Below are 24,828 nucleotides of genomic sequence, written 5' to 3'. Positions count from 1 at the left end.
TTCTCTACGCCTCCATTACCAAAAGTTGTGGATCGTTCAACAAACGTTTAATATGGTTCATTGCGTTTTGAGCAGTTACACCATCAATTAAACGGTGGTCAAAGCTTAATGATAACGCAAGAACCGGTGCAACGACAACTTCACCGTTTTTCACAATTGCTTTTTCTGCAATACGGCCGATTCCTAGAATCGCCACTTCAGGATGATTGATGACCGGAGTAAACCATTGTCCGCCAGCTGATCCAATATTTGAAATTGTAATAGATCCGCCTTTCATTTCATCGGATGAAAGTTTTCCGTCACGGGCCTTAACAGCCAACTCATTGATTTCTGCAGAAATTTTGAAGATGGATTTACGGTCAGCATCTTTTACAACTGGAACCATAAGTCCGTTATCTGTATCGGCTGCAATTCCAATATGGTAATAGTGCTTCCAAACGATTTCTTCATTCGCATCATCAATAGATGCATTAATTGCAGGGAATTCACGTGCAGCAGAAACTAAAGCTTTAACAACGTAAGGAAGGTAAGTAAGCTTAATTCCTTTATCCGCTGCAGCCTGTTTGAATTTCTTACGGTGTGCCACAAGCTCGGTAACTTCAATTTCGTCCATTAAGGTCACGTGAGGAGCAGTATGCTTAGAATTAACCATAGCTTTCGCAATCACTTTACGAACGCCTTTAAGTTTTTCACGAGTTTCATTATCCCCAGTTGGGATCGCTTTAGGAGCTTCTTTTGCAGCTGGTGCTCCTGCTGCAGGTTCTTTTACAGCTTCCTGCTCTTGAGTTCCAGCATCGCCGCTTAGGTATTTGTCGATGTCTTCTTTCATTACACGGCCGTTGTCTCCTGAACCGGAAATTTTACGGATTTCAACGCCTTTTTCACGTGCGTATTTGCGCACTGACGGCATTGCGATAACACGTTTATTTTCATCGACTGTTTCATCAGTAACCGGCTCTGTTTTTGCTGCTTCTGTTTTTTGAGTTACTTCTTCTGCAGCTGGTTTTTTCTCTTCTTCAGCTTTTGGCTGTTCTGGAGTATCATCCCCATGTGCAGATGGAGGCGGCTCACTTTCTGATTCGATCGTTACGAGAACATCACCAACGACAGAAACAGTGCCTTCGTCAACTTTTACTTCTAGAATCTTACCGTCAACCGGAGACGGAATTTCAACTACTGCTTTATCATTTTGCACTTCAAGCAGGATGTCGTCTTCTTTAACTTCATCTCCCGCCTTAACAAACCATTTTACAATCTCGCCTTCGTGGATACCTTCACCGATATCGGGAAGCTTAAATTCAAATGCCACTAACAACGCCTCCTATAGTAAAAAATTAATCATGCTTTAAAGGGATAAAATGCTGAAAAAGAAATCAAATAGATTTCTTTTTCAGGCATGTTGTCCAGCATTAGAAGTTATAAACTGTCTTTGCCTTCTCAACAATATCTTTATAATCAGGAAGCCAAACATCTTCAGCCGAAGCAAACGGGAATACCGTATCAGGAGCAGCTACACGAAGTACAGGTGCTTCAAGGCTAAGGATCGCACGGTCATTAATTTCAGCTACAACTGTTGCTCCAACTCCTGCTTGTTTTTGAGCTTCTTGAACGACGATTGCACGTCCAGTTTTTTCAACTGATGCGATGATGGTGTCGATATCCAGCGGGCTAACCGTACGAAGGTCGATAACCTCAGCAGAGATCCCTTCTTTTTCAAGCTCTTCTGCCGCTTTAAGGGAGGAGTGGACCATCGCTCCGTAAGTAATGATAGAAACATCTGTACCTTCACGTTTCACGTCCGCTTTACCGATCTCAATTGTGTATTCTTCTTCTGGCACTTCGCCGCGGAAAGAACGGTATAGTTTCATATGTTCCAAGTAGACAACCGGGTCGTTATCTCGAATCGCAGAAATCAAAAGTCCTTTTGCATCATAAGGCGTTGAAGGAATAACAACTTTCACTCCGGGTGCTTGTGCCATAAGGCCTTCAAGGTTATCTGCATGAAGTTCTGGAGTTTTAACGCCGCCGCCAAACGGAGAACGGATCGTAATCGGAGAATGATAAACTCCGCCAGAACGGTAACGCATACGTGCAGCCTGAGCCACAACAGAGTCCATTACCTCAAATACAAATCCGAAGAACTGAATTTCCATAACAGGACGGAATCCGGTAAGTCCAAGACCGATTGCAAGACCGCCGATACCGGACTCAGCAAGAGGAGTATCAAATACCCGGTCTTCACCAAATTCAGATTGAAGACCTTCGGTTGCACGGAACACACCGCCGTTTTGACCAACGTCTTCACCGAACACAACGACATTTTCATTATTTTTCAATTCAGTGCGCATCGCATCTGTAATTGCTTGAATCATGGTCATTTGAGCCATATTATTTCGACTCCTTTGCTTTGTATTCTTCAAGTTGCTCTTTCAGATTGTGCGGAAGCTCTTCAAACATAAATCCGATAAGGTCAGTAACCTTTTGCTTCGGTGCGCCATCCGCTTTTTTGATTGCTGCTTTAATGTCTTCTTTTGCTTGATCCATTACTTTGTTTTCCTGCTCTTCAGACCAAAGGCCTTTATCTTCGAGGAATTTGCGGAAACGGACAAGGGGATCTTTCTTCGTCCATTCGTTATCAAGGTCTTCTGTACGATAACGGGTTGGATCATCACCTGCCATTGTATGTGGACCATAGCGGTACGTAAGTGTTTCGATAAGTGTTGGTCCATCTCCATTTAAAGCACGCTCACGAGCTTGTTTGACTGCAGAATAAACAGCCAATACGTCCATTCCGTCTACTTGAATTCCTTCAATCCCAGCTGCTACTGCTTTTTGAGCAATTGTTTTAGCTGCAGATTGCTTCTCTACAGGAACTGAAATCGCGAAACGGTTGTTTTGAACGACAAAAATGGTTTGTGCATTGTAAGCTCCAGCAAAGTTCAATCCTTCGTAGAAGTCACCTTGTGATGCACCGCCATCACCTGTATACGTGATCGCGACATTCTTTTTGCCCTTTTTCTTTAAACCTACTCCGACACCGGCAGCTTGAACGATCTGTGCGCCGATGATGATCTGAGGCATTAGAACGTTCACGCCTTCAGGAATCTGTCCGCCTTGGAAATGTCCGCGGGAATATAGGAATGCTTGGTATAGCGGCAGTCCGTGATATACAATCTGAGGAATATCACGATATCCTGGAAGAATCCAGTCCTCTTTATCAAGCGCAAATTGAGAACCAAGCATAGAAGCCTCTTGCCCCGCAACCGGCGCATAGAAGCCTAAACGTCCTTGACGGTTTAAGGAAATCGCTCTTTGGTCCCAAATACGCGTATAAACCATACGTGTCATTAATTCCTGCAACTCTTCATCTGAAAGTTTAGGCATAGCAGATTTATTAACTACTTTCCCGTCTTCTGATAAGATTTGAAAGGTTTCAAATTGTTTTTCAACCTGTTCAATCAAACTCATTAACCTTCACCTCATCCTTCCTTACACCAATGTTATCCGCCATGTATGTATAGGCGCTTCTATTAGAATGCCCATAATTTTCCGTATACATGACAAAGTTTATAAAAAAGCCTTAAGGGTCCGATGCACAAATCATTATTGCTGTTTCCCTATTTGATCATGGGTAAACATGATCTTGTGCACCCCTCCTGTTTCTAAGGGCTTTCAAAAACTGTATTACTATATTTTTGAAATCAGAGTAATACAATTATGTTTATCACATAGATTAGTTTACACCAGCGTCCAAACAGCGTCAATTGTTTACTATCAATATATCTTTGAATTTTTACAGGTCAGTTCAAGCCCTTCTAGCACACCTGAATCATCACTGTATCACTTTCCATGTGACCCTGTTTCAAAGCAGCATTTTTTCAAAAGCTGGCTTACCCTAGCGTCAAATTACCGATTGAAAGCTATTCTTTTATGGTAGAATACAGAAAAAGCCATTATCATATGAATAAAGAAGAAACTTTGTAAATTGGGGGAAACCATATGCTAACCATGAAGGACGTTGTCCGAGAAGGCCATCCTATACTGCGCGAAAAAGCAGTAAATGTTGAACTTCCTCCTCAGCAAGAGGATATCGAAACCGCAAAAAAGATGCTAAAATTTCTGAAGAACAGCCAAGACCCTGATATTGCCCAGAAATACAAACTCCGCCCGGGCATCGGGCTGGCATGTCCGCAAATTGGAATCTCAAAAAGGATCATCGCTGTTCATACTACTGACGAACAAGGGGAACTCTTCAGCTACGCCCTTTTTAATCCAAGAATCGTCAGCCACTCTGTTAAAGTAACTTACCTTGAAGGCGGTGAAGGCTGCCTTTCCGTGGACAGAGAAGTTCCCGGCCTCGTTCCGCGCTATGCAAAAGCCACAGTTAAAGGAACAACAATAGATGGAGAGCAGGTCGAGCTAAAGTTAAAAGGTATGCCAGCTATCGTCTTCCAGCATGAGATCGATCATTTAGATGGAATCATGTTTTATGACAGGATCAACAAAGAGAACCCGTTTACTCCGCCAATAGCGGTAACGCTTCACAGATAGAACAATGAAAAAAAGCTCCAGCCGATCAGGCTGGAGTTTTTTCATTTGACTTCATTCCACTATTTACCTAGCAAGAGAAAACAGACCAGCGGCATACTACTACAAACTACGCATAAAAAGGATGGACGGCTGAAATGAAACGAAAACGAAGATTTATGAACAAGCTAAAAAAACTAATGCATGAATATCCTTATTTAAAAAGAGCAAAAAAACCTTTTTGTCTGCAATAAACAGGCTTTTACCGGCTTAACATTGTCCGATTTATCATGATAAGATGAAAAAAACATGAAAAACATACCTAATTCATTTATAATAAAACGAAGATATTGATAATACTAGTACGGTAAGGAGACGAAAAGATGATTTTTAAAGTTTATTTCCAGGAAAACAAAAACGAGGTACCTATCCGAGAGAACACAAAATCCATCTATATGGATGCCAATTCGATCGAGGAAGTCAGAAAAAAACTGTCTGATACCAATTACAATATTGAGTTTGTTCAAGAAATCAAAGGGAAATTTCTTGAGTATGAGCAACAATCAGACTCTTTTGAAGTGGAGAAAAGATAATATATGAAATTTGTAAAAAACCATCAAACAGCAGTGTTTGCTCTGGGCGGCTTGGGAGAAATCGGAAAGAACACGTACGGCGTACAATTCCAGGATGAGATCATCCTGATTGATGCAGGTATTAAATTTCCTGAAGACGAGCTGCTTGGAATTGACTATGTGATCCCAGACTATACTTATCTGGTAAAAAATGAAGATAAAATTAAAGGTCTGTTCATTACCCATGGACATGAAGACCATATTGGCGGTATTCCATACTTGCTCAGACAAGTGAACATTCCTATTTACGGCGGAAAACTAGCCATCGCCCTTATCAAAAACAAACTTGAAGAACACGGTCTTTTGCGCAGAGCCAAACTTTATGAAATCTCAGAGGACCAAGTGATTAAATTCAGAAAAACGTCTGTTTCATTCTTCCGGACAACACACAGTATTCCGGAATCTTTCGGAATTGTTGTCAAGACACCGCCAGGCAACATCGTACATACGGGAGATTTTAAATTTGATTTTACTCCAGTAGGAGAACCTGCCGATCTAACGAAGATGGCAGAAATCGGAAAGGAAGGCGTACTGTGTCTGCTTTCAGACAGTACAAATGCTGAAGTTCCGGGTTTTACTCTTTCTGAGCGCAAGGTTGGCGAGAGCATTAATGATATTTTCCGTAAGGTCAACGGCAGGGTCATTTTCGCGACGTTCGCCTCAAACATCTATCGACTTCAGCAGGTAGTCGAAGCTTCTGTACAAAACAACAGGAAGATCGCTGTTTTTGGAAGAAGCATGGATTCTGCCATAACTATCGGACAAGAACTCGGATTCATCAAGGCGCCGAAAAATACGTTTATTGAATCTTCACAGATTAACAGACTTCCTGACAACCAGGTAACCATCCTGTGTACAGGAAGCCAAGGGGAACCGATGGCTGCATTATCAAGGATAGCCAACGGTACTCACCGTCAAATTCAGATCATTCCAGGAGATACCGTTGTATTCTCATCATCGCCGATTCCTGGTAATGCATTGAGCGTTAATAGAACCATTAACCAGCTGTTCCGGGCAGGCGCTGAAGTGATTCATGGATCATTAAACGATATTCATACTTCCGGCCACGGAGGACAGCAGGAACAAAAGCTCATGCTGCGCCTGATGAAGCCAAAATACTTCCTCCCTATCCATGGGGAATACAGGATGTTAAAGATGCATATCAATCTCGCAACATCCTGCGATGTTCTGCCTGAAAATTGTTTTACAATGGATAACGGCGATGTGCTTGCTCTTTCAAGCAATGAGGCAGCGGTTGCCGGCAAGATTCCTTCTGGTTCAGTATATGTTGACGGCAGCGGTATCGGGGATATTGGCAACATCGTACTCAGGGACAGAAAAATTCTATCTGAAGAAGGACTGGTTGTTGTTGTCGTCAGCCTGAATATGAAGGAATTCAAAATTGAAGCAGGACCTGATATCATCTCACGCGGTTTTGTGTATATGAGGGAGTCAGGTGACTTAATCAATGATGCACAAAACCTGCTGAACCAGCATTTGAACGGGCTTATGGAGGAAAAACGGACAAGACAATGGTCTGAGATCAAGAACGAGATCACTGATGTCCTTTCTCCTTTCCTTTATGAAAAAACAAAGAGACGTCCGATGATCCTGCCGATCATCATGGAAATCTAAATAGAAAAAGCATGAAAGGATAACCTTTCATGCTTTTTTATGTAAACTTTTCCGCTAAGCCATTAAATCTTTCTCAAGCCGGCTGATGTCCTTTTCTCCTCCAATTACAATCAATACATCCCCTTCCTCCACCTTCTGATCGGCATGAGGTGAAACGATTACTTCATGGCTGCGCTTGACGGCCACCACATTACAACCGTATTTAGCACGGATGTTCATCTCCTGTAATGACTTTCCGCTCATCTTCTCCCCTGCTGCCATCTCGACAATGCTATACTCATCAGACAATTCCAAGTAATCCAGAACATTTTTTGAAACGACCTGGTGAGCGATTCTTATTCCCATGTCTCTTTCAGGATGGATGATACGGTCAGCTCCAATTTTCAGCAATACCCTTTCATGGTAATCATTCTGTGCCTTCACAGTAATTTTTGAAACCCCCATATCCTTAAGTATTAAAGTCGTCAGTATGCTGGATTGAAGGTTTTCCCCTATCGCAACGATGACGTGTTCAAAATTTCGGATACCCAGGTTTTTAAGTACGCCCTCATCTGTTGAATCCGCAATGACTGTATGAGTGGCAATGGATGAATACTCATTAACCCGATCTTCATCCATATCGATCCCAAGCACCTCCATCCCCTGCTCGCTTAACGCACGGCAAATGCTTCCACCAAAGCGGCCGAGGCCGATTACTGCATATTGGCGTTTCATCATCTATTCCCCCAACTATTTATTTAATGTCTTTTATCTTAGTATAGATTCTGAATTGGAAAAGGAAAACCACATCTCTATCAACAAGAGGGTATCAAATGAGAAAATGAAAAAGACGGCCAAGCATAATCCTTGGCCGTCCTCACTTATGATTGTATTAAACGTTTAGTGTTTCTTGTCCTGGCTTCCAGTTTGCAGGGCAAAGTCCGCCAGTTTGTAATGCTTGAAGAACACGCAATGTCTCATCAACATCACGGCCGATGTTGTTGTGGTTAACAACGGCATACATTAGTTCGCCTTCTGGTGAAATAATGAAAAGTCCGCGCAATGCGACACCTTCTTCTTCAATTAGAACACCATAGTCACGCGCAACTGCGTGGTTAGTGTCAGCAGCCAATGCATAATTAAGTTCACCGAGGCCGTTAGAATCACGCGGAGTGTTAATCCAAGCTTTGTGAGTATGAATAGTGTCTGTAGAAACACCGATAACTTCTGCATCCAGATCTTCAAACTCATCGAAACGATCGCTTAAAGATGTAATTTCAGTAGGACATACGAACGTAAAGTCCATTGGGTAGAAGAAAAGCACGGTCCATTTGTCATTTTTCATGTTTTCTTCAAGACTTACTTTTCCGAATTCCTTGTTTGGTAATACTGCGTCCATTTCAAATCGTGGAGCTTGTTTTGCTACCATACGTTCTGCCATACTAAATCCCTCCAACTAATTGTGTTATTGCTTCGTTGTTATTATAAAACAACCTCACTTTTTAGTCAATATTAAATAATAATTAATTTAAATAAGGAGTTTTATTCACAATCCAACTTTTACTTTCCCCAATATCATAACAAGTTAATCAAAAGAAGTGAAATAATTGGATTACACCGTTTAGTCAGTTATACTGTTATGCATAATAAAAAAGATACAATGACTAAAGGAGGACATTGTTTTAATGCCGGATTACAAAAAATTTACAGAGATTGACTTGGGCGCACTTGCCTTAAGTACTGGAATTTTAGTTTTAAAGCTTTTAGCCATATTAATTGTTTATATTGTTGTACGAAATATAGGAAGGAAGATCATCAGTACGACCTTTGGACGAATGTCCAACAGGAAAGGCATGTCAAATTTCAGGGCGAAAACCCTTGCAACACTTGTGATCAGCGTGTATACATATGCTTTGATTTTTATGGCGTTCGTCGCCGTTTTTGGATTGTTTAGCATAGATATCCGCGGTTTGCTTGCAGGGGCCGGAATCGTAGGACTCGCGATTGGTTTTGGCGCCCAAGGACTTGTCAATGATGTTGTCACCGGATTTTTTATTCTGCTCGAAAAACAAATCGATGTTGGAGATTATATTACGACCGGTACCTTTAATGGCATTGTTGAAGATGTAGAACTCCGTACAACCAAGGTACGCGGCTTTGACGGAACCCTTCATTATATTCCTAACCGCTTAATAACAAGTGTAAGCAATCACTCAAGAGGCAATATGAGAGCTCTTGTGGATTTCAAAATCCCCTCTACTCCCCAGGTAGAAGAAGCGCTGCAGATCGTTAAAGAAGAAAGCCGCTTATTACAGCAGGAAGAACCTGCGATCCTCGAAGGGCCAAATGTACTGCCGGTAGTTGAAGCCGATACTGGCCTGACGGTTCTTCGAATTCTTGCAAGAACCGAAAATTTAAAGCAATGGAGTATGGAACAAAAGATCAAGGATCGGCTTCAGCAAAGATTCAGACAAGCTGGCATCAGCCTTCCATCAGCTGAAGAAGATTCAAATGAAGGGTCCAGCGAGCCCGGGGTGTGATGATTAAATAGGCAGTGCTTCGGGTATTCCTATCAGTAGAATGACTTTTAGGGAGGTTAACTGATGCCATACGATTCAATTCAAGAATTGCCCAACCAAGTGAAAGACAACTTGCCCCATCATGCTCAGGAAATTTTTAAAGAGGCTTTTAATTCAGCTTTAGACGAATATAAAGAAGAAGGAACCGCCTTTAAAGTGGCCTGGAGTGCTGTCAAAAAGAAATATAAAAAAAATGACAACGATGAATGGGTAAAAAAAGAAGACCAATAAAAAGAGGCTGACTTGTCCGCATCGTGCGGAAAGTCAGCTTTTTTGCGCAGGGAATAAAAACGGAACCTTTCCCATTCTGCGGGTTAAGATTCCTTCTGTGCCTTTTCTTCTGATTTTTTCAGTACTTTTAACTTTTTAATCTGATGGCCCTCTGTTTCAATCACCTTAAATGAATAACCTTCATGATCTATTTCTTCATCCAGCCCAACCTCTCCACGCTGGCTCAGTATCCATCCGCCGATCGTATCTAAATCAGTATCATCTAAATCCAAATGGAATAATTCGTTTACTTCCGAGATGAGTACTTTTCCATCCAAAATCGTCACATTATCATTTATCTTTTTAATTCTTGGCTCTTCATCTTCATCAAACTCATCCCGTATCTCTCCGACAATTTCTTCAATAATGTCCTCAACTGTAACGATTCCTGAGGTTCCTCCATACTCGTCCATTAATACAGCCATGTGTACTCTTTCCTTTTGCATCTTTACAAGAAGCTCCTGGATAGGAAATGATTCATGAACGGAAATGATAGGCCTTATGTATTTTTCTAATTCCTCTTCTTCATTCGTAACATGCTCATTAAAGAATTCCTTAATGTTGACAAGACCGACAATATGGTCTTTATCATCCACGGCTACCGGATATCTAGTGAATTTCTCTTCCCTCATAACATTTAAATTCTCTTTAAAACTGTTTTCTTTATATAAGCATACGATCTCTGTCCGTGGCACCATGATTTCTTTTGCCAGTCGGTCATCAAACTCAAAGATCTTGTTTACATAACGATATTCTGATTGATTGATCTCCCCGCCTTCAAAACTTTCTGAGAGCAGATGGCGCAATTCTTCTTCATTATGAGCCATTTCATGTTCTTCACTTCTTTTCAGTCCTAGCATCCTTGTCAGCACTACCGCTGAGCGGTTAAGGACAAAAATAAACGGGAACATGACATAACTGAAAGCGATTAAGGGCTTGGCTACTGCAAGGCTGATCTCTTCAGCTTTTCGGATGGCAAATGATTTTGGCGCCAGTTCACCCAATACCACTTCAAAATATGTGATGGCCGTAAAAGCTATGATAAAGGATATGGTATGAAGTACCTGGGGAGGCAGATTTACGTGATGAAATAACGGCTTCAGCAGCGTCTCTACTGTCGGTTCTCCAAGTCCGCCAAGAGCAAGTGATGTAATGGTGATCCCCAGCTGGGTCGACGATAGATAGCCATCTATATTTGAGAGAATTTTTTTAACTGCTTTCGCATTTCCATTGCCTTGCTCTGCCAGAAAATCGATTCGAGTCGCACGAACTTTTACGATGGCAAATTCAGAAGCTACAAAAAAAGCGGTTATAAGAATTAGTGCGATAATCATTACTATATTAAATAGTGCCATTTGATAATCCTTAACCAGACTGATTAAGGATCGTCACCTCCTGCCAATAGAATTAGAGTAGGGATAATAAAGGTTACCCTCTCCACCTAACAGATAAACGCACAGACAAGACGAAGGAACAGCCCGATACCGGCTGTTCCCCTTCCGTTTTAGTGCTGAAGTTTGCTTTCTACCGCTTGGCAAACATCGTCTGCGCTCATTCCATCCGCGTTAATAACAGAACCTTGCACTACTGCATTTTGCATTCCCATGACATTTTGATCCTGCCCTGAGATGACGCAGCAATCACATCCATTCACATCATTTTCCTGGCGAAGTGCCACTACATCATAGCCTTTAGCTTTTAAAGCATCGGAAACATTAGTTAAGGATTCCTCCACACCAATTCTAGCCATCGTTTCCACCTCCTTAGCATTTTTTAATCTGTCCAATGAAATGCCCGCTTATCCCTCTTCACACAAATAAAAAAGCGGCCAGGGGCCGCTTTTTTAATTCAATCTGATCATTGGGATGTAGCTTTCCATTCAATATAAGTGGACAGCGTGCGCAGTGCAACAGGTATAGCCTCTTCCTTTGGTTCAATGCGGGAATGATGCAGACCATATTCACAGTCCACACCGAGCCAAAACATAAACCCAGGTATTTCTTTTAAGAAATAGCCAAAATCTTCTCCTGTCATGGCTTCTCGGCATCGATAGAAATCCGCAGGTTTGCTGGACTCGAGAAATGAAATAAATTCTTTGGTCAGTTCCTCATGATTACAGACTTGGTAATAGTTGGATCCATAATCAATGGCCGCTTCACATTCAAAAGAAGCTTCAATTCCTTTTATAATGGCTTCAATACGTGATTTAACCTTGATCATTGAAGCTGAGGAAAGAGTGCGGATCGTGCCTTCTAATCGAGCCGTTTCAGCAATGATATTCTGCTTTGTGCCGCCTGTAATTTTTCCGACGGTTATCACGGTTGAATCAAGAGGATCTATGTTCCTTGAAACAACAGACTGAAGCTGTGTCACAAGGTGGCTCGTCGCCACGACCATATCATTCGCAAGATGGGGATAAGCCGCGTGTCCGCCCTTCCCTTTCAAATCAATAAAAAGCTCCGACGTATTGGCAAACAAAAGACCTTCTTTAACAGCCACAGTTCCAACCGGGTATTCTGGCGCAATATGCAATGCCAGCATCATATCCGGCTTTACAGCTTGAAACTCTTCACTTTGCAGAAGGGGCAGCGCTCCGCCCGGACCCTCCTCTGCTGGCTGAAAGATAAACAGCAGATGATCGTCTACAGGTTGATGCACAAAGTGATCAAGGAGACCTAAAGCAATGGTCATATGCAGATCATGCCCGCAGGCGTGCATATATCCGTTATGAACAGATGTAAATTCATAACTTGTTTCTTCTGAGATCGGCAAGCCGTCCATATCAGTGCGGTAACCAATGGTTTTTCTCGGATTAAGCCCGGGAACTTTTATGAGCACACCCGTTTTCCATGTCTGAACCTCCAGCCTTTCCTTTGGAAGGCCATCAATAAAATCCAGAATAAACTGCTGTGTTTTATACTCCTGAAAACCAGGTTCCGGAATCTGGTGAAGCTTTCTTCTGATCGTTATAAAACGCTCTGTATCCATATTCATCTTATCAGCACCTGACAAATTAGTCGTTTAGCTGGCGAAGTTCTTGTTTGATTTCTGTTTTTGATTTTGTTTTTTCATCAATTTCTTTAATTACGCGTGCAGGCGTACCTGCTACAACAGTATAAGGAGGCACGTCTTCAATTACGATAGCTCCCGCAGCCACAACAGCACCTTTACCAACGGTCACTCCCTCGAGCACAACCGCATTCGCGCCAATGACCACATCATCTTCAACGACAACAGGCTTTGCAGATGGCGGTTCGATAACTCCTGCAAGTACGGATCCAGCTCCAATATGGCAGTTCTTGCCGACGGTTGCTCGCCCGCCAAGAACTACGTTCATGTCGATCATTGTGCCGTCGCCGATTACTGCACCAATATTAATGGAAGCGCCCATCATGATAATGGCATTATTTCCAATTTCTACTTGGTCCCGGATAATGGCGCCCGGTTCGATACGCGCGTTCACATGCTTCATGTCCAGAAGAGGAATAGCTGAATTGCGGCGGTCATTTTCTACCACAAAGTCCTCAATTTTACCTTCATTGTTATTCAATGCTTGTTCGATCTCTTTCCATTCTCCGAAAAGCACTCCAGTACTTCCGTTTAGGAATGACTTGGTGTTTTCCCCAAATTGGAGCCCTTCCAGATCACCTTTTACATATACTTTTACAGGTGTTGATTTCTTGCTGTTTTGTATAAATGAAATAATTTCATTTGCATCCATCATTTTCATGTGTGTGCTCCTCCTTAAATACGTTCTGTCTTGTATTAAACCATTATTTCAAACAACATTCAAACCAAAAATCCTTTTTAAGCTCTGTTGACCAGTTTTATGAAAGCCTCCACTTGCTTCAGCTCAAGTGTACCTCCATGAGAGATCATCCATGTGTCCCGCTTCATTGATTCTCCATTTTTATTGTGCAGCGGAACCTTATAGAATTCGTCTGTTTCACGCAGAGAAATCGACGGAAGAATGGCATAGCCAACTCCGTGGAGAGCCATTTGCTTGCATGTTTCAATTTGGTCCACGATGATGGTCTTCTTTGGCGGAATACTAAAATGATCCTGCCACCATTCCTGAATATCCTGATAATAGGTAGAATGGCTTTTGAATTGAATAAAAGGCTTATCCGTTGTTTGCAGCTCTTCAACGGTGGAAATGTCTGTATCCGTCAAATATAGGCTGTCTGAAAACAGATGAATCTTCTCCCCCCGCCATTCAGGGTTTCCTCTCACGATACCAATGTGGATCTGATCCTCATAAAGATGTTTGATAATTTCACTGCTCCAGCCTGTAATCAAGGAAATATTTACTTGAGGATATAAACTGACATACTGCTTAAGAGCGTTTGGAAGCCAGTATTGCCCAATGATTGATGCTACCGCCAGCCTTAACGTACCAAAGACTTCCTTGGTCAATGACTGCAATTCTTCTCTCACACGCTCTTCTTCTTTCAATGTGTCATTGACATGAGCGATAATCTTCTCTCCCGCTGCAGTAATCGCCAATCCTTTTTGTGAGCGTAAAAAAATCTTGGTTCCCCAGCTGTTCTCAATCGTCTGAAGACGCTGGCTCAAAGCCGGCTGTGAAACATACAGCCGTTCAGATGCTTTTCGCATATTCAATTCCTGTGCAAGGACTTGAAGAATTTTAAATTCAGAAAGCTGCATGCTGTCCCTCCTTTACAATAGCACGTCACAATTTAAACAATAAGAAAAACTTATGAGTTTTTACTATTATATTCTATTTTCAATTATTTGACGAAATATTTATGATAATGGTAGACCATTCCATATATAGAAAGGAAGTACCACCATGAAATTAAATATTAAAGGGATTCATCACGTTCAACTGTGCATTCCTATAGGAGAAGAAGAAAGGGCAAGAGATTTCTATACTGGTGTGCTTGGTTTCAGCGAAATTGAAAAACCAGAGAGTTTAAAGAAAAACGGCGGGCTATGGTACCAAGCAGGGAACCAGGAATTGCATATCGGAGTAGAAAACCCAGAATCGTCCAAAGGGAAAAGCCACCCCGCATTTGAGGTGGCTCAGCTGGAGCTCGTAAAACAGTATCTCCAATCCAAAAAAGTAGTGGTGAAAGATGAAACTGAAATCCCCGGAATCATCCGTTTTTCTTTCCGTGATCCGTTCGGCAACCGTATCGAGCTCCTTGAAACATTACAATAAACCAGGAATCAATCTAACAGGAGACTATTGATCTCCTGTTTTATTATTGGTAGGTTTAGGAAGCAGTACCGAGAAAAGAAAGCTTAACACGGACAGCACAAGAACCCCTTTATAAACATCGTCCAAGGAAAACGAAAGTCCGTGCTGCAGAAGATCAATAACCGAGCTGCTCAGTTTGCTTCGTTTTTCTTCATCCAAAAGAATGTTCGCTGCATCCAGGGATACCTTTTTGTCCCCATGTTCTTCAAAATAAGTGCTCAATCTGGTATTTAATATGCCTCCAAGCACAGCAGCTCCCAATGCACTGCCCACGATTCTCATAAACATGTTAGAAGCGGTAGCAATACCCCTTGTTCTCCAATCCACATTATTCTGAATGGCAACGATAAAAGTCGTATTTGTCAGCCCCATACCGCAGCCGATAAGAAATGATCCAGCTCCTGCCCAGACCGGCCCTTTGGAAGGATCCATAAACACGAAGACGATCGAGCCAGCAATTAATGCAATGCCTCCAGCAGTTGCCACCGGCCGGAAGCCTACTTTAAGCAGAAGCTTTCCACCAATGGTTGAAAAGATCGGCCAGCCGATTGACATAGCAGTAAGAGCAAATCCTGCTACGACTGGAGGCTGTTCCATTACCCCTTGAATATACGCGGGAAGAAAGCTGGAAATGCCGATCAGGATTGCACCATTGGTAAGCGATGCAGCATTTGAAAGAGAAATCAGCCTGTTGCTCCACAGGAATACTGGCATCAGCGGTTCAGGAAACTTGGATTCATGAATCACAAACCAGAACAGGACGCCCGCGGATAAAACACCCAAAAAATAGGTCTCCCAAGAATTCCACGGCCAGGCGGTTCCTCCCTGTATGAGCAGGACCATCAAAGCACTTACTCCGACTAAAACGAACAAAGATCCGAGATAATCAATATGTACTCTCTTTTTCTCAATGTTTTCATGCAGATATTTACCGACACCTATCATCGCTAGAATTCCTAGGGGAATATTCATCCAGAAAACAAGGGACCAATGAGAATATGTGACAAAAAAGCCTCCTAGCAAAGGCCCAAGAATAGCAGAGATTCCCCACACACTTGCCAGATATCCTTGTATTTTCGCACGTTCCTCCATGGAATACATGTCACCCACGATGGTTGTGGCTATCGGCTGCACAGCTCCAGCTCCAAGTCCCTGAAGAAGCCGGTAAACAATCAGCTGTTTCATAGATGCCGCAAAACCGCACAGCAATGAACCGATTAAAAAAATAATAATTCCAATAATAAAAACAGGTTTCCGTCCGTATAAATCAGACAATTTGCCATAGATAAGTATGGTCACAGACTGCATGAGCAGATAAGCAGAGAAAACCCAGCTATATAATGCAAAACCACCCAGGTCTCCTACGATTCCCGGCATTGCTGTTGAAACAATGGTTCCTTCAATCGCTGCCATAAACATGGCGATGATCACTGACACAAGGACCAATGGCCTTCTTGTCTGCCTCTCTTCTTTCCTGGCAGGTACAGTCTGCCTGAAACTCTCATTCATTTCTCTCTACCTCTTTCTTCATCTCATGCGGCTCTACATGAACAGATATGCTTCCCACTTTATACGCCTGCTTGAGCATTGCTTCAATATTCTCAGTGATCTCGTGGCTTTCAATGACATTCAGCGAAGGATTTACAAGGATGGTTACATCAATAATAGCAGAACTCCCATGATTTCTTGCTTTTAAGTCTGTTACTTGCTTTACACCAATTACCTGCAAGATCTTTTTTTCCATCTCTTTTCCTTCTTCATAATCAAAACCATCCGAAAGATTATGAGAGGTTTCGTAAAAAATATCCCAGCCGGTTTTGATGATCATTAGTGCCACAAGCACAGCAGCAAGAGGATCCAGCCACAAAATGCCAAACTGAGCTCCGAATATGCCAACAGCCGCTCCGATACTTACAAACGCATCGGAGCGGTTATCAAGGGCTGCCGCCTTTAACCCTTGGCTGTCTGTTTCTCTTGCAAGTTTAATGTTATAACGGTAGACCGCAAGCATAACAAACGCTGAAACAATGGCAGTAAACCCGGCTATGGTTGATGGAGGCTTTATGTTAAATTCCACGATACTCTTTACTGCAGAAATAAAAACTTCAAGCCCGATAACCACCATTATAAAGGATGCAATCATGGATGCAATGGTCTCAGCACGAAGATGTCCATAAGGATGGTCACGGTCCGCTGGTTTCCTTGAAATTTTCAAACCGACCAGAACTGCGACGGATGCCAAAATGTCCGTTGAGTTATTTAAACCATCCGCAACCAAAGCCTCAGAGGAATAGAACCAGCCAACCCCGAGCTTCAGCAGGGATAGGACGATGTATGCCGATAAACTGAGATATACCCCTCTCTCAACTTTACTCTGTGTCTTTTCAGCTGGCACAGCCTCTCACCCTCTTATTCTTCATTCACCTAAAAAAGGCTACGTATAGCATTCCTTAACTGGATGAATTCATCCGTTCGATTCTATCTTAGTGGTGATAGATCATCTTTCTTGTCATTCCACCATCGATCACCAGGTTCTCACCGTTAATAAAGTTATTGTCAGGGGCTGTTAAATATAAACAGGCGCTAGAGATATCCGATGGTTTTCCAACCCTCTTTGACCAATGCTGTTGATGGTCAACATCTCTTAAACCTTCATAGTCTTGGGTTTCAATCCAACCTGGGCTGATGGCGTTAACCGTAATGCCATGTTCGCTGAACGATGCGGCCAATGCATGAGTGAGAGCTGTTATGCCGCCTTTCGTTGCCGCGTATGCCTCACTGTTAGGTTCTGACATGGATGCTCTTGTCGATGCGATATTAACGATGGAGCCTCCCCCATTTTCTTTCATCTGTTTTGCGGCTTCCCGCGAACATAGAAATACACTTCGAAGATTGGTTTGAATGACATTATCCCATTCTTCCACGTCCAAATCGAACGGAGACTTCCAGACCCCTTTGCCGGCATTGTTGATCAGAATATCAACTGGCCCAAATTCCCTTTTTGTCTGCCCCATAAGTGAGATAATATCTTCAGGCTGGCGTACATCTGTTGGAATAAGAAGAGCTTTCCCTTTATTGGACTGTATCTTTTCCAAAGTCTCTTTCGCTTCCTTTTCCTTTTGGTCAGCCAGCACCACTTTTGCTCCCGCAGCCGCAAAATCAATGGCGATTTGCCTGCCAATTCCCTGTCCTGCTCCAGTAACGATGACAACTTTATTCTTAAACAACTGCATCATCCTTTCATCTTCATTTACTATATATTAGATTTTTAAAATATTCCCTTCTCACAGCTTAAAAAAACAAAAAAAACCCTTCTAGCTGAAGGGTTTATTCATTGCGGCTTACTACCACTTTTCCTATCGTCTTACCGGATTCTAATTTCGAATGTGCATCTCTCATCGTTTCTGCATGGATCGGTTGAAGTGTTTCCGTTAATGTTGTCTTTAATATCCCTTCATCGAACATGTGGGCCATCTCTGTCAGAATCTCATGCTGCCTTTTCATATCCTTCGTTTCAAAGAGCGATCTTGTGAACATGAATTCCATGACAAACGTTACACTCTTCTGCTGAAGTAAGCTTATGTTCAGCGGTGTTTTCGTTTCTACAATCGAACAAATCTTACCTTGGGGAGCAATTGCTTCCATCATCCTTTCCCAATGCTGATCGGTACTGTTCAGACAAAAAATGTAATCCACTTCAGACAGCCCTATTTTATTCAGCTGTGGTAAAAAGTCCGCATAATGGCTGATTGTATAGTCCGCACCATGTTTTTTAGCCCAAACTTCGGTCTCTGCTCGTGAGGCGGTCCCAACCACGGTCAATCCTGCCCAACTTGCGAGCTGAAGCGCAATAGAACCTACTCCCCCGGCTGCACCTATAATTAATATGGATCGACCTTCATTTTCATCCTTCTTCGTAGCAATACCGAGACGTTCGAATAATCCTTCCCAGGCTGTAAGGCTTGTGAGCGGCATTGCGGCAGCTTCTTCAAAGCTGAACGTTTTTGGTTTATGGGCCGCAATACGTTCATCCACAAGATGGAATTCACTATTTCCTCCTGGCCTTCCAATGGAACCAGCGTAATATATTTCATCTCCAGCTTTAAACATACTTACACCAGAACCCGTCTCTTCCACAATGCCTGAAACATCCCAGCCAAGAATTTTCGGTTCCTTTTCTAAGGCGTTTTTCGGGCTGCGCACTTTCGTATCAACAGGATTAACAGAGATTGCTTTTACTTTTACGAGAAGATCTCTTTTACCTGGAGATGGTTTATCAATATCTACATCTAACAGACTCTCAGGATTATCAATCGGCAAATACTTATACAAACCTACCGCCTTCATTTTTCCGCTCAAAACTATCATCCTTTCTTTCTGTTTATGTTTCCCTCAACAATACAGAAAAAAACGGCGGGACACCATTAAAGAGGACTGGTTAAGCGCAAAAAAAGAAGCTGAAATACCCTTTAAGATCAGCTTCATTCATGTTTACAAACGTGTATTTGTCCAAATTTTGCTGCCCGTCCAAACCAACAATGAACGGAACGCATAAACTATGACAAGTACAAGTTCTAATTTTTAAGAAGGTGGTTGAAAAATGAATTCCTCAAAACATTCACAAACTTGTAAACGATTTAAACAACTTAAATCGGGAAACAAAGTGACTGTTCGTTTACATGATACATCGGTTCAAATTACCTTTAGACATTATGACTCTTATAAGGGTCTTGTTACGGGAGAGATTGCTGATGGGAGTATTGTAAAATTTAAATGCTGTGACGTAAACTCCGTAAACTCTATCAAAAAGACTCCGTCTCAGAATTGGTTCATTGAAGGGCGAACCTGAATTTATTGCGATCATGATGGTTCTCGTGCATAGGTAGACCAATTTGACACTAACAATAATGGCAGAGAATATCACGAAAGGACAGCTGAAATTCGCTGTCCTTTTGACTTTCGATTTGACGAAAAGACGATAATCGTTTTTCCTTTAACGTGTTTCGATTTATTGTAGTATAAAAATGCAATACTAATACTCTGTAACACAAAAAACCTTGAAAATCAAGGACTTTGAATAAACTGTTATGGTGACCCGAGAGGGGTTCGAACCCCCGACCTCTACCCTGTCAAGGAGTTGTTTAACACTTGATACAACAAACATGCGGACTATCAATGTTTTAATCCTAATTGAACTCTAAACGGTAAATTAGTACAAGTTTTACAGTATAGTGTCCAATGAAAATTTGCAAGTCGTAACTTATTCCTCTTCACTTTCTTGTTTATAATCAAAGAGAATGTCGGCAATATTATTGTTTCGGTTGTTCATCGCAATCCTTCTTATCCACCATGATCTAATAATTTTAGGATTTTCAATGTCTTTTTTCATTGCTTCAATTAATTTAAGATAGCTTTCTCTTCCCTCTTCTTTTTTAAAATTTATCCCGTTTTTCTCACAAATAGAAAGTCTTTTAATGACCTCATTTGAACCATACAAAATTACAAGATTTTTTAAGTAAAAATAATTTCTATTCGTATTAATAATTTCATGTTCTCTTGCTCTTAAATGAATTGGTTTATTAAATTGAAGCAAAGCATTTATGTAATCCGCATAATACTGTCCTTTTTTATCTGCAATTTTCATGAGGACTTCTTTATTTTTTGTTAGGAACGTACTTAAATAGGCTCCTAGTACCAATGTGAAAATAGATACAATCCAACCATTTGAATTTATCCACGCTAGGGTATCCTTTACCATTTCTCCACCTCTAAAGTATTTTACTTATGGTCTCTTGTTCTTTTTGTTTTAACTTTTTAATTTTATTACGCTTCTCCTCTTTGGAGTAAAATGGATTGCTCTTAATGTTTTTCAATTTACCCTTGTAGTCTTTCTTTCTTTTCTTTTTTACACTTGACGTTTCCAAATGATATTGATTGTAAAGTTTAATGTAACTCAAAGAAATATCCCCAAAGAATTTCTTAAACCTTTCGTATCCAAGAACAATATCAAGTGAAGAAGTTGGTTCTTCAATCAATTCATACTCAAGAAATTCATTCCACAATACAACGTCTTTTCGCATTAACAAATGTATATTTGGATAAACAATATCCTTTACTTCCTTAATGACTTTCTCCCAAAAATCAATGTTGTCAACATGCGGGAGTTCAATTGTTTGTTCTTCTCCTTCCTCGTCTAAACTATAAACTTCCTCTTTATACTCAATTACTAATGAAGAATTGTATTGGTAATACAAGATAAATAGTTTATTGTACACTTTTGTAAGTTGCTCAAAAGTTACATTATTAAGGTGTTTCTTCTTTTCTGTCTTACTTTCTTTAAACCAAAGTATAACCGTTGTAATTAAAGCAGCGATCAATGGACCTGCAAAGTATTGGAGAAATAATTTCATATATGTAACCCTTATCCTTTTTTATACCATTATATCAAAATATGTAAAATTTTGTTAAGTTATTAAAGGAACTAGAAAAATAGAGTGGAAGTATTTGTATATAACATTTGAAAGGAGCGACTTATGACAATCTACATAACACCATTTGAAGACATAAAGGAAGTTGACTTTGAGAAAAATGAGCAAGAAAGTCCATTATTAAATTACGAGTTACCTCGTGGTCTTTTCCAACAAGAAAATACATTAGGGCAATTCCTTTTAAATAGTGAAATGCAACATTGGGAACAAACTTTAGAGAATAGACTTTTTTCAACCCGTTCAAAATTTGCTTATGCAATGTTCTACTATTACAAAGGAATACCAGACGAGAAATGGTTTCTTTCTCCTGGCTTACAAGGTCAATCAGTTCAATACTTTCCATATTTTACGAATGAACATTTTAGTAACCAATATAATTTTATCTTCTTTGCGGACGGCTTCTTTTTAAAAGCTTTTACTGTGTTTGAAACCATTGGACAAATATTGTTTAGATATTACAACTTGGAATACAATGAGGAGGATTATAGTGACCAAATAAGTTATAACAATGCTGTTTTCAAACTATTTAATGTAGACCGACCTTTACAAAAGAAATTATCTAAAATAAAGAAGTCAGATGACTTTCAAAACGGAGTCAAAATAAGAAACGCAATTACACATAGTCACCCTCCATATGAAATAAGTTCGGGAGTAAAAATCACAACAAGTGGGGGTTCATTTGGAATTGGAGAATATACAACTTCCAAAGAGTTAAAGGAAGCAATGATTGGGATTTTGAGAAGTATTAAAGCAACACTAGACGTATTAGGAAAACATTTTGAAACAAAAAATTAGAGGAACCACAAAGGCTCCTCTTTTTTCATACTTTAATTATCTGCTTTATCTTTTAACTTCTCATAGAATCCGACAGTTAATTCAGATTGCATTACTTTATATAATTCCTCCCGTAATAATCGAAGGTTCTCTTTGTGAATTTTAATTCGTTCCCTAACCTCTTTCTATTCAGTTGGTTCCGTCTCTATATAAATCATGATCTAAAATAAGGTGGACATGTATTTTTGTTATGTCTTCACAAATTTTGAAACCTCTTTTGATTGATAGAGAAGTGATTGTGAATAGTTTTGATAAGCAATCAATCTTAATTTATCCGCCCTTCATATTTAGAGTAACAACATTTAGGAGAATGTGTGACTTCCATGGAATAAATTAGGTTGTTCCCTTATCATTAAAGTAATAAATTTAAATGAAATGGGGAGAAACATGGAGAGAAAAATCAATATCAAACCATTTGAAGGAATTACAGAAGTTGATCTCAATGAGTGTACAAAGGAGAGTCCGTTGAAGGACTTTGAAGTATCCAAAGGAATGTTTCAAAAAGAAGACGATCATTTTATGAACTTAGATAATTGGGACACACAACATTGGGAAACTATTTTGGGGAATAGGTTGCTCTCGGTGAATCGAAATTTTGGTTACACAATGTATTACTATTACAAAGGGATTCCAGATGATGAATGGCATAAGTCACCTGGGAAAAACGGTCAATCAATTGAATACTACCCTCACTTTGAAGAACAACACCATAGTAACTTTTACAATTTCACTTACTTTGTGGACACCTTCTTTCTAAAGGCTTACACATTGTATGAAACAATTGGACATTTGTTGTTCAAACTTTATGACTTTAAAATCAAAGAAGATGACTTTGTGAGTTTTAAGAGAGCAATTTACAAATTAAAAAATGTGAACCGTCCATTGTATAAAGACCTCAACAAAGTAAAAAATCTGATGACTTCAAAATTGGGGTAAAAATGCGAAATGATATTGCACACAATCACCCTCCATACCGTATAGATTCTGGAATAAGAAAAATAAATGGAATTGAATTATGGGGTGTAGGAAAGTATACTACCTCAAGTGAAATAAAAGCAGCTATGATTGGTCTGCTTAGAAGTATCAAAGCAACCTTTGAAGTGCTTGAAAAACACTTACCAATTAAAGAAGTCGCCAAATAGAAAAAAGAGGAACCGCAATGGCTCCTCTTTTTTATTCATTGGATTTTTCATAGTATCCTATAGTCAATTCCGATTGCATTACTTTATGTAATTCCTCCCTTAAAGTACGAAGTTCATTTTTGTGACTTTCAATCTTTTTTCTTACTTCCTTCTTTTCATTTGGTTCCAACTCATTAAGTAAGTCAAAATCTAGTATGAGTTCCACATGTTTTTGTGTTATTTCTTCACATATTTTTGCAACGTCTTTAGATTGATAAATTAGTGATTGTGAATAATTTTGGTAAGCAATTAACCTCAATCTATCTGCTTCCGAACGTTTATTCCAATCAATAATTTTATGTAATTCTGATTGCATTGCCCATTTGTCTGATTCCCATAATGATTTTATTCTTGATTTGTGTGTTTGAATAAGATTATGTTGCTCTAAATAATTATCTAATTCTTTTTCTGTGTAACCTTGAAATGAAGGATATTCTTTAAACCAACTTGTAAAATTTAATAATTCGTCCGTTGCCACATGTAATGTACTATACAAATCTGCATATTTTTCATGTTTCTTTGCTGCAAATAACTGAAAATCATGAACCTTTCTTTGCAAGTCATATAGTAAAGTATTCTTGTAACTTTCTATATTTCTACTTAAAAAATGTCGGTATAAACCTAAAACAATTCCACTTGTAATTCCGCTTGTTAAAATTGTAATTAGAAAGGTTTTCATTAATTCCTCCCCTCAATCCATAATGGTTCAAAGTTATAATTATCATATGGATCAATTCCGTTTTGAATCAAATAAGGTTCTATATTTGTGATTACTTGATTTATAAGATCGTTTAAAAAGTGTAATGGATATAACTTTTGCCAATATTTTTTATAGGCTATTTCCCCCTCGGTATCGTATCCTATTGCTCTGTAAAATATATAATGAGGTTCAACTTCATCAAACAATTCGTTAGCACCAAGTCCTCTTGCTTCATGTACCAAACCATTTCGATACTTCCACAATAGACTCACGTGAGTTAATTGTTCCAATTTAACACCATTAATCTTTTGAATTCCCTCAGGCATGTATTCCCTTATTTCTTCAATATAAGGATCATGGGTAAATGGAACGGGTCTAGACATTGGATAACGTGATAAATTAGCTTCAACATAACTTTTTAATGTCTCAAATCCTCGTTCTTCTGTTCTCTCCAAGAGTAATGATAATTGTTGTAAACTTACCCTTTTTCCGTCTTCCCACACACAAAACTCCCTAATTAGTCTTTCAAACTTTACAAAATTCCTTTCTGTTCCAAAAACTCCTTTTGATAGTGTTTCTAGTAAACTAAAAAGTAATGTTTTCTTGTGATTCTCTAGATACTGTTCACCTTGTAATTGGTTAATCGAGTCTTGTAAATTCCTCATAACAAAAATATAGTTTTGAACTTGAACATTTATGGTCATGTGCTTCCTCCACATTCTTTTTATGAAAAAATTGTAACCCAATAACCAATTTAATCCAATAAAAAGAGTCTCCTT

The 24,828-nt window shown here is 40.0% G+C and carries 27 protein-coding genes; 9 read left to right on the top strand and 18 right to left on the bottom strand.

Going from position 1 to position 24,828, the window contains the following annotated elements:
• Positions 1–4: 4 nt before the first annotated feature.
• The 3 genes from LCY76_RS09585 to pdhA all read right to left on the bottom strand — a co-directional run bounded on the left by LCY76_RS09585 (position 5) and on the right by pdhA (position 3,468).
• The gene (locus LCY76_RS09585; RefSeq protein WP_248252462.1) at positions 5–1,309 is read right to left on the bottom strand and encodes a dihydrolipoamide acetyltransferase family protein; all 1,305 of its coding nucleotides are present in this window, start codon (positions 1,307–1,309) and stop codon (positions 5–7) included.
• Between the two features lie 100 nt (positions 1,310–1,409).
• Complete coding sequence (locus LCY76_RS09580) at positions 1,410–2,387, bottom strand: alpha-ketoacid dehydrogenase subunit beta (RefSeq protein WP_248252461.1); 978 nt, start codon at positions 2,385–2,387, stop codon at positions 1,410–1,412.
• A gap of 1 nt (position 2,388) precedes the next feature.
• Entirely contained in the window at positions 2,389–3,468 is a 1,080-nt protein-coding gene (pdhA, locus tag LCY76_RS09575; RefSeq protein WP_248252460.1) for a pyruvate dehydrogenase (acetyl-transferring) E1 component subunit alpha, read from the bottom strand.
• A 531-nt stretch (positions 3,469–3,999) separates the two neighbouring features.
• On the opposite strand from pdhA, the gene def reads away from it, so the two are divergent.
• From def to rnjA, 3 genes are all read left to right on the top strand, one after another.
• Positions 4,000–4,551, top strand: coding sequence for a peptide deformylase (gene def / locus LCY76_RS09570; protein WP_248252459.1), 552 nt, complete (start codon positions 4,000–4,002; stop codon positions 4,549–4,551).
• A 359-nt stretch (positions 4,552–4,910) separates the two neighbouring features.
• Positions 4,911–5,120 carry a DNA-dependent RNA polymerase subunit epsilon gene (locus LCY76_RS09565; protein WP_248252458.1) on the top strand — a complete coding sequence of 70 codons (210 nt, stop codon included), beginning with the start codon at positions 4,911–4,913 and terminating at the stop codon, positions 5,118–5,120.
• A gap of 3 nt (positions 5,121–5,123) precedes the next feature.
• Entirely contained in the window at positions 5,124–6,794 is a 1,671-nt protein-coding gene (gene rnjA / locus LCY76_RS09560; protein WP_091006674.1) for a ribonuclease J1, read from the top strand.
• A gap of 54 nt (positions 6,795–6,848) precedes the next feature.
• Here rnjA and LCY76_RS09555 read toward each other — a convergent pair whose 3' ends face one another.
• Entirely contained in the window at positions 6,849–7,508 is a 660-nt protein-coding gene (locus tag LCY76_RS09555; RefSeq protein WP_248252457.1) for a potassium channel family protein, read from the bottom strand.
• Positions 7,509–7,665: 157 nt separating this feature from the next.
• Positions 7,666–8,214 carry a peroxiredoxin gene (locus tag LCY76_RS09550; protein ID WP_248252456.1) on the bottom strand — a complete coding sequence of 183 codons (549 nt, stop codon included), beginning with the start codon at positions 8,212–8,214 and terminating at the stop codon, positions 7,666–7,668.
• Positions 8,215–8,458: 244 nt separating this feature from the next.
• On the opposite strand from LCY76_RS09550, the gene LCY76_RS09545 reads away from it, so the two are divergent.
• Together LCY76_RS09545 and LCY76_RS09540 are read left to right on the top strand one after the other, a co-directional pair.
• Positions 8,459–9,313, top strand: coding sequence for a mechanosensitive ion channel family protein (locus LCY76_RS09545; RefSeq protein WP_248252455.1), 855 nt, complete (start codon positions 8,459–8,461; stop codon positions 9,311–9,313).
• Between the two features lie 63 nt (positions 9,314–9,376).
• Positions 9,377–9,583 (top strand): ChaB family protein, encoded by a 207-nt coding sequence (locus LCY76_RS09540; protein ID WP_248252454.1) that lies wholly within the window; start codon positions 9,377–9,379, stop codon positions 9,581–9,583.
• A gap of 83 nt (positions 9,584–9,666) precedes the next feature.
• Here LCY76_RS09540 and LCY76_RS09535 read toward each other — a convergent pair whose 3' ends face one another.
• The 5 genes from LCY76_RS09535 to ccpC form a co-directional block, all read right to left on the bottom strand.
• On the bottom strand, positions 9,667–10,977 hold the full coding sequence (locus LCY76_RS09535; protein WP_248252453.1) for a hemolysin family protein: 1,311 nt from the start codon (positions 10,975–10,977) through the stop codon (positions 9,667–9,669).
• Between the two features lie 149 nt (positions 10,978–11,126).
• Positions 11,127–11,372: a YkuS family protein gene (locus LCY76_RS09530; RefSeq protein ID WP_248252452.1), complete on the bottom strand. Its 246-nt coding sequence runs from the start codon at positions 11,370–11,372 to the stop codon at positions 11,127–11,129.
• A gap of 107 nt (positions 11,373–11,479) precedes the next feature.
• Positions 11,480–12,610: an N-acetyldiaminopimelate deacetylase gene (locus LCY76_RS09525; RefSeq protein WP_248254641.1), complete on the bottom strand. Its 1,131-nt coding sequence runs from the start codon at positions 12,608–12,610 to the stop codon at positions 11,480–11,482.
• Positions 12,611–12,635: 25 nt separating this feature from the next.
• Entirely contained in the window at positions 12,636–13,352 is a 717-nt protein-coding gene (dapD, locus tag LCY76_RS09520) for a 2,3,4,5-tetrahydropyridine-2,6-dicarboxylate N-acetyltransferase (protein ID WP_248252451.1), read from the bottom strand.
• A gap of 77 nt (positions 13,353–13,429) precedes the next feature.
• Positions 13,430–14,290 (bottom strand): transcriptional regulator CcpC, encoded by an 861-nt coding sequence (ccpC, locus tag LCY76_RS09515; protein WP_248252450.1) that lies wholly within the window; start codon positions 14,288–14,290, stop codon positions 13,430–13,432.
• 145 nt (positions 14,291–14,435) lie between these two features.
• Here ccpC and LCY76_RS09510 point away from each other — a divergent pair, with 145 nt between their 5' ends.
• On the top strand, positions 14,436–14,807 hold the full coding sequence (locus LCY76_RS09510) for a VOC family protein (RefSeq protein ID WP_248252449.1): 372 nt from the start codon (positions 14,436–14,438) through the stop codon (positions 14,805–14,807).
• A gap of 24 nt (positions 14,808–14,831) precedes the next feature.
• On the opposite strand, the gene LCY76_RS09505 is transcribed toward LCY76_RS09510, so the two are convergent.
• From LCY76_RS09505 to LCY76_RS09480, 6 genes are all read right to left on the bottom strand, one after another.
• Positions 14,832–16,355: an MDR family MFS transporter gene (locus tag LCY76_RS09505; protein WP_248252448.1), complete on the bottom strand. Its 1,524-nt coding sequence runs from the start codon at positions 16,353–16,355 to the stop codon at positions 14,832–14,834.
• Positions 16,348–17,241 (bottom strand): cation diffusion facilitator family transporter, encoded by an 894-nt coding sequence (locus LCY76_RS09500; RefSeq protein WP_248252447.1) that lies wholly within the window; start codon positions 17,239–17,241, stop codon positions 16,348–16,350. Before LCY76_RS09500 ends, LCY76_RS09505 begins: the two co-directional genes overlap by 8 nt.
• Positions 17,242–17,329: 88 nt before the next feature.
• Entirely contained in the window at positions 17,330–18,073 is a 744-nt protein-coding gene (locus LCY76_RS09495) for an SDR family NAD(P)-dependent oxidoreductase (RefSeq protein ID WP_248252446.1), read from the bottom strand.
• A gap of 100 nt (positions 18,074–18,173) precedes the next feature.
• Positions 18,174–19,193, bottom strand: coding sequence for a zinc-binding alcohol dehydrogenase family protein (locus tag LCY76_RS09490; RefSeq protein ID WP_248254640.1), 1,020 nt, complete (start codon positions 19,191–19,193; stop codon positions 18,174–18,176).
• 913 nt (positions 19,194–20,106) lie between these two features.
• Positions 20,107–20,604, bottom strand: a complete 498-nt coding sequence (locus LCY76_RS09485; protein WP_248252445.1) for a hypothetical protein — start codon at positions 20,602–20,604, stop codon at positions 20,107–20,109.
• Positions 20,605–20,614: 10 nt separating this feature from the next.
• Positions 20,615–21,256, bottom strand: a complete 642-nt coding sequence (locus LCY76_RS09480; RefSeq protein ID WP_248252444.1) for a hypothetical protein — start codon at positions 21,254–21,256, stop codon at positions 20,615–20,617.
• Positions 21,257–21,379: 123 nt separating this feature from the next.
• Between LCY76_RS09480 and LCY76_RS09475 the strand changes: the two genes are divergently transcribed.
• The 3 genes from LCY76_RS09475 (at position 21,380) to LCY76_RS09465 (ending at position 23,310) form a co-directional block, all read left to right on the top strand.
• Positions 21,380–22,129 (top strand): Cthe_2314 family HEPN domain-containing protein, encoded by a 750-nt coding sequence (locus LCY76_RS09475; RefSeq protein WP_248252443.1) that lies wholly within the window; start codon positions 21,380–21,382, stop codon positions 22,127–22,129.
• 426 nt (positions 22,130–22,555) lie between these two features.
• Positions 22,556–23,104: a Cthe_2314 family HEPN domain-containing protein gene (locus LCY76_RS09470; protein ID WP_248252442.1), complete on the top strand. Its 549-nt coding sequence runs from the start codon at positions 22,556–22,558 to the stop codon at positions 23,102–23,104.
• Between the two features lie 2 nt (positions 23,105–23,106).
• Entirely contained in the window at positions 23,107–23,310 is a 204-nt protein-coding gene (locus LCY76_RS09465) for a hypothetical protein (RefSeq protein ID WP_248252441.1), read from the top strand.
• A gap of 31 nt (positions 23,311–23,341) precedes the next feature.
• Here the strand turns inward: LCY76_RS09465 and LCY76_RS09460 are convergent, their stop codons facing one another.
• Both LCY76_RS09460 and LCY76_RS09455 read right to left on the bottom strand, forming a co-directional pair.
• Positions 23,342–24,028 (bottom strand): hypothetical protein, encoded by a 687-nt coding sequence (locus LCY76_RS09460; protein ID WP_248252440.1) that lies wholly within the window; start codon positions 24,026–24,028, stop codon positions 23,342–23,344.
• On the bottom strand, positions 24,028–24,753 hold the full coding sequence (locus LCY76_RS09455) for a hypothetical protein (protein ID WP_248252439.1): 726 nt from the start codon (positions 24,751–24,753) through the stop codon (positions 24,028–24,030). Before LCY76_RS09455 ends, LCY76_RS09460 begins: the two co-directional genes overlap by 1 nt.
• Positions 24,754–24,828: the final 75 nt, after the last annotated feature.

This window comes from Fictibacillus marinisediminis, from assembly GCF_023149135.1.
GTDB lineage: Bacteria > Bacillota > Bacilli > Bacillales > Fictibacillaceae > Fictibacillus_C > Fictibacillus_C marinisediminis.
The sequence above is the reverse complement of the archived record's forward strand: the minus strand, read 5'-3'. Positions and strand labels throughout refer to the sequence as shown.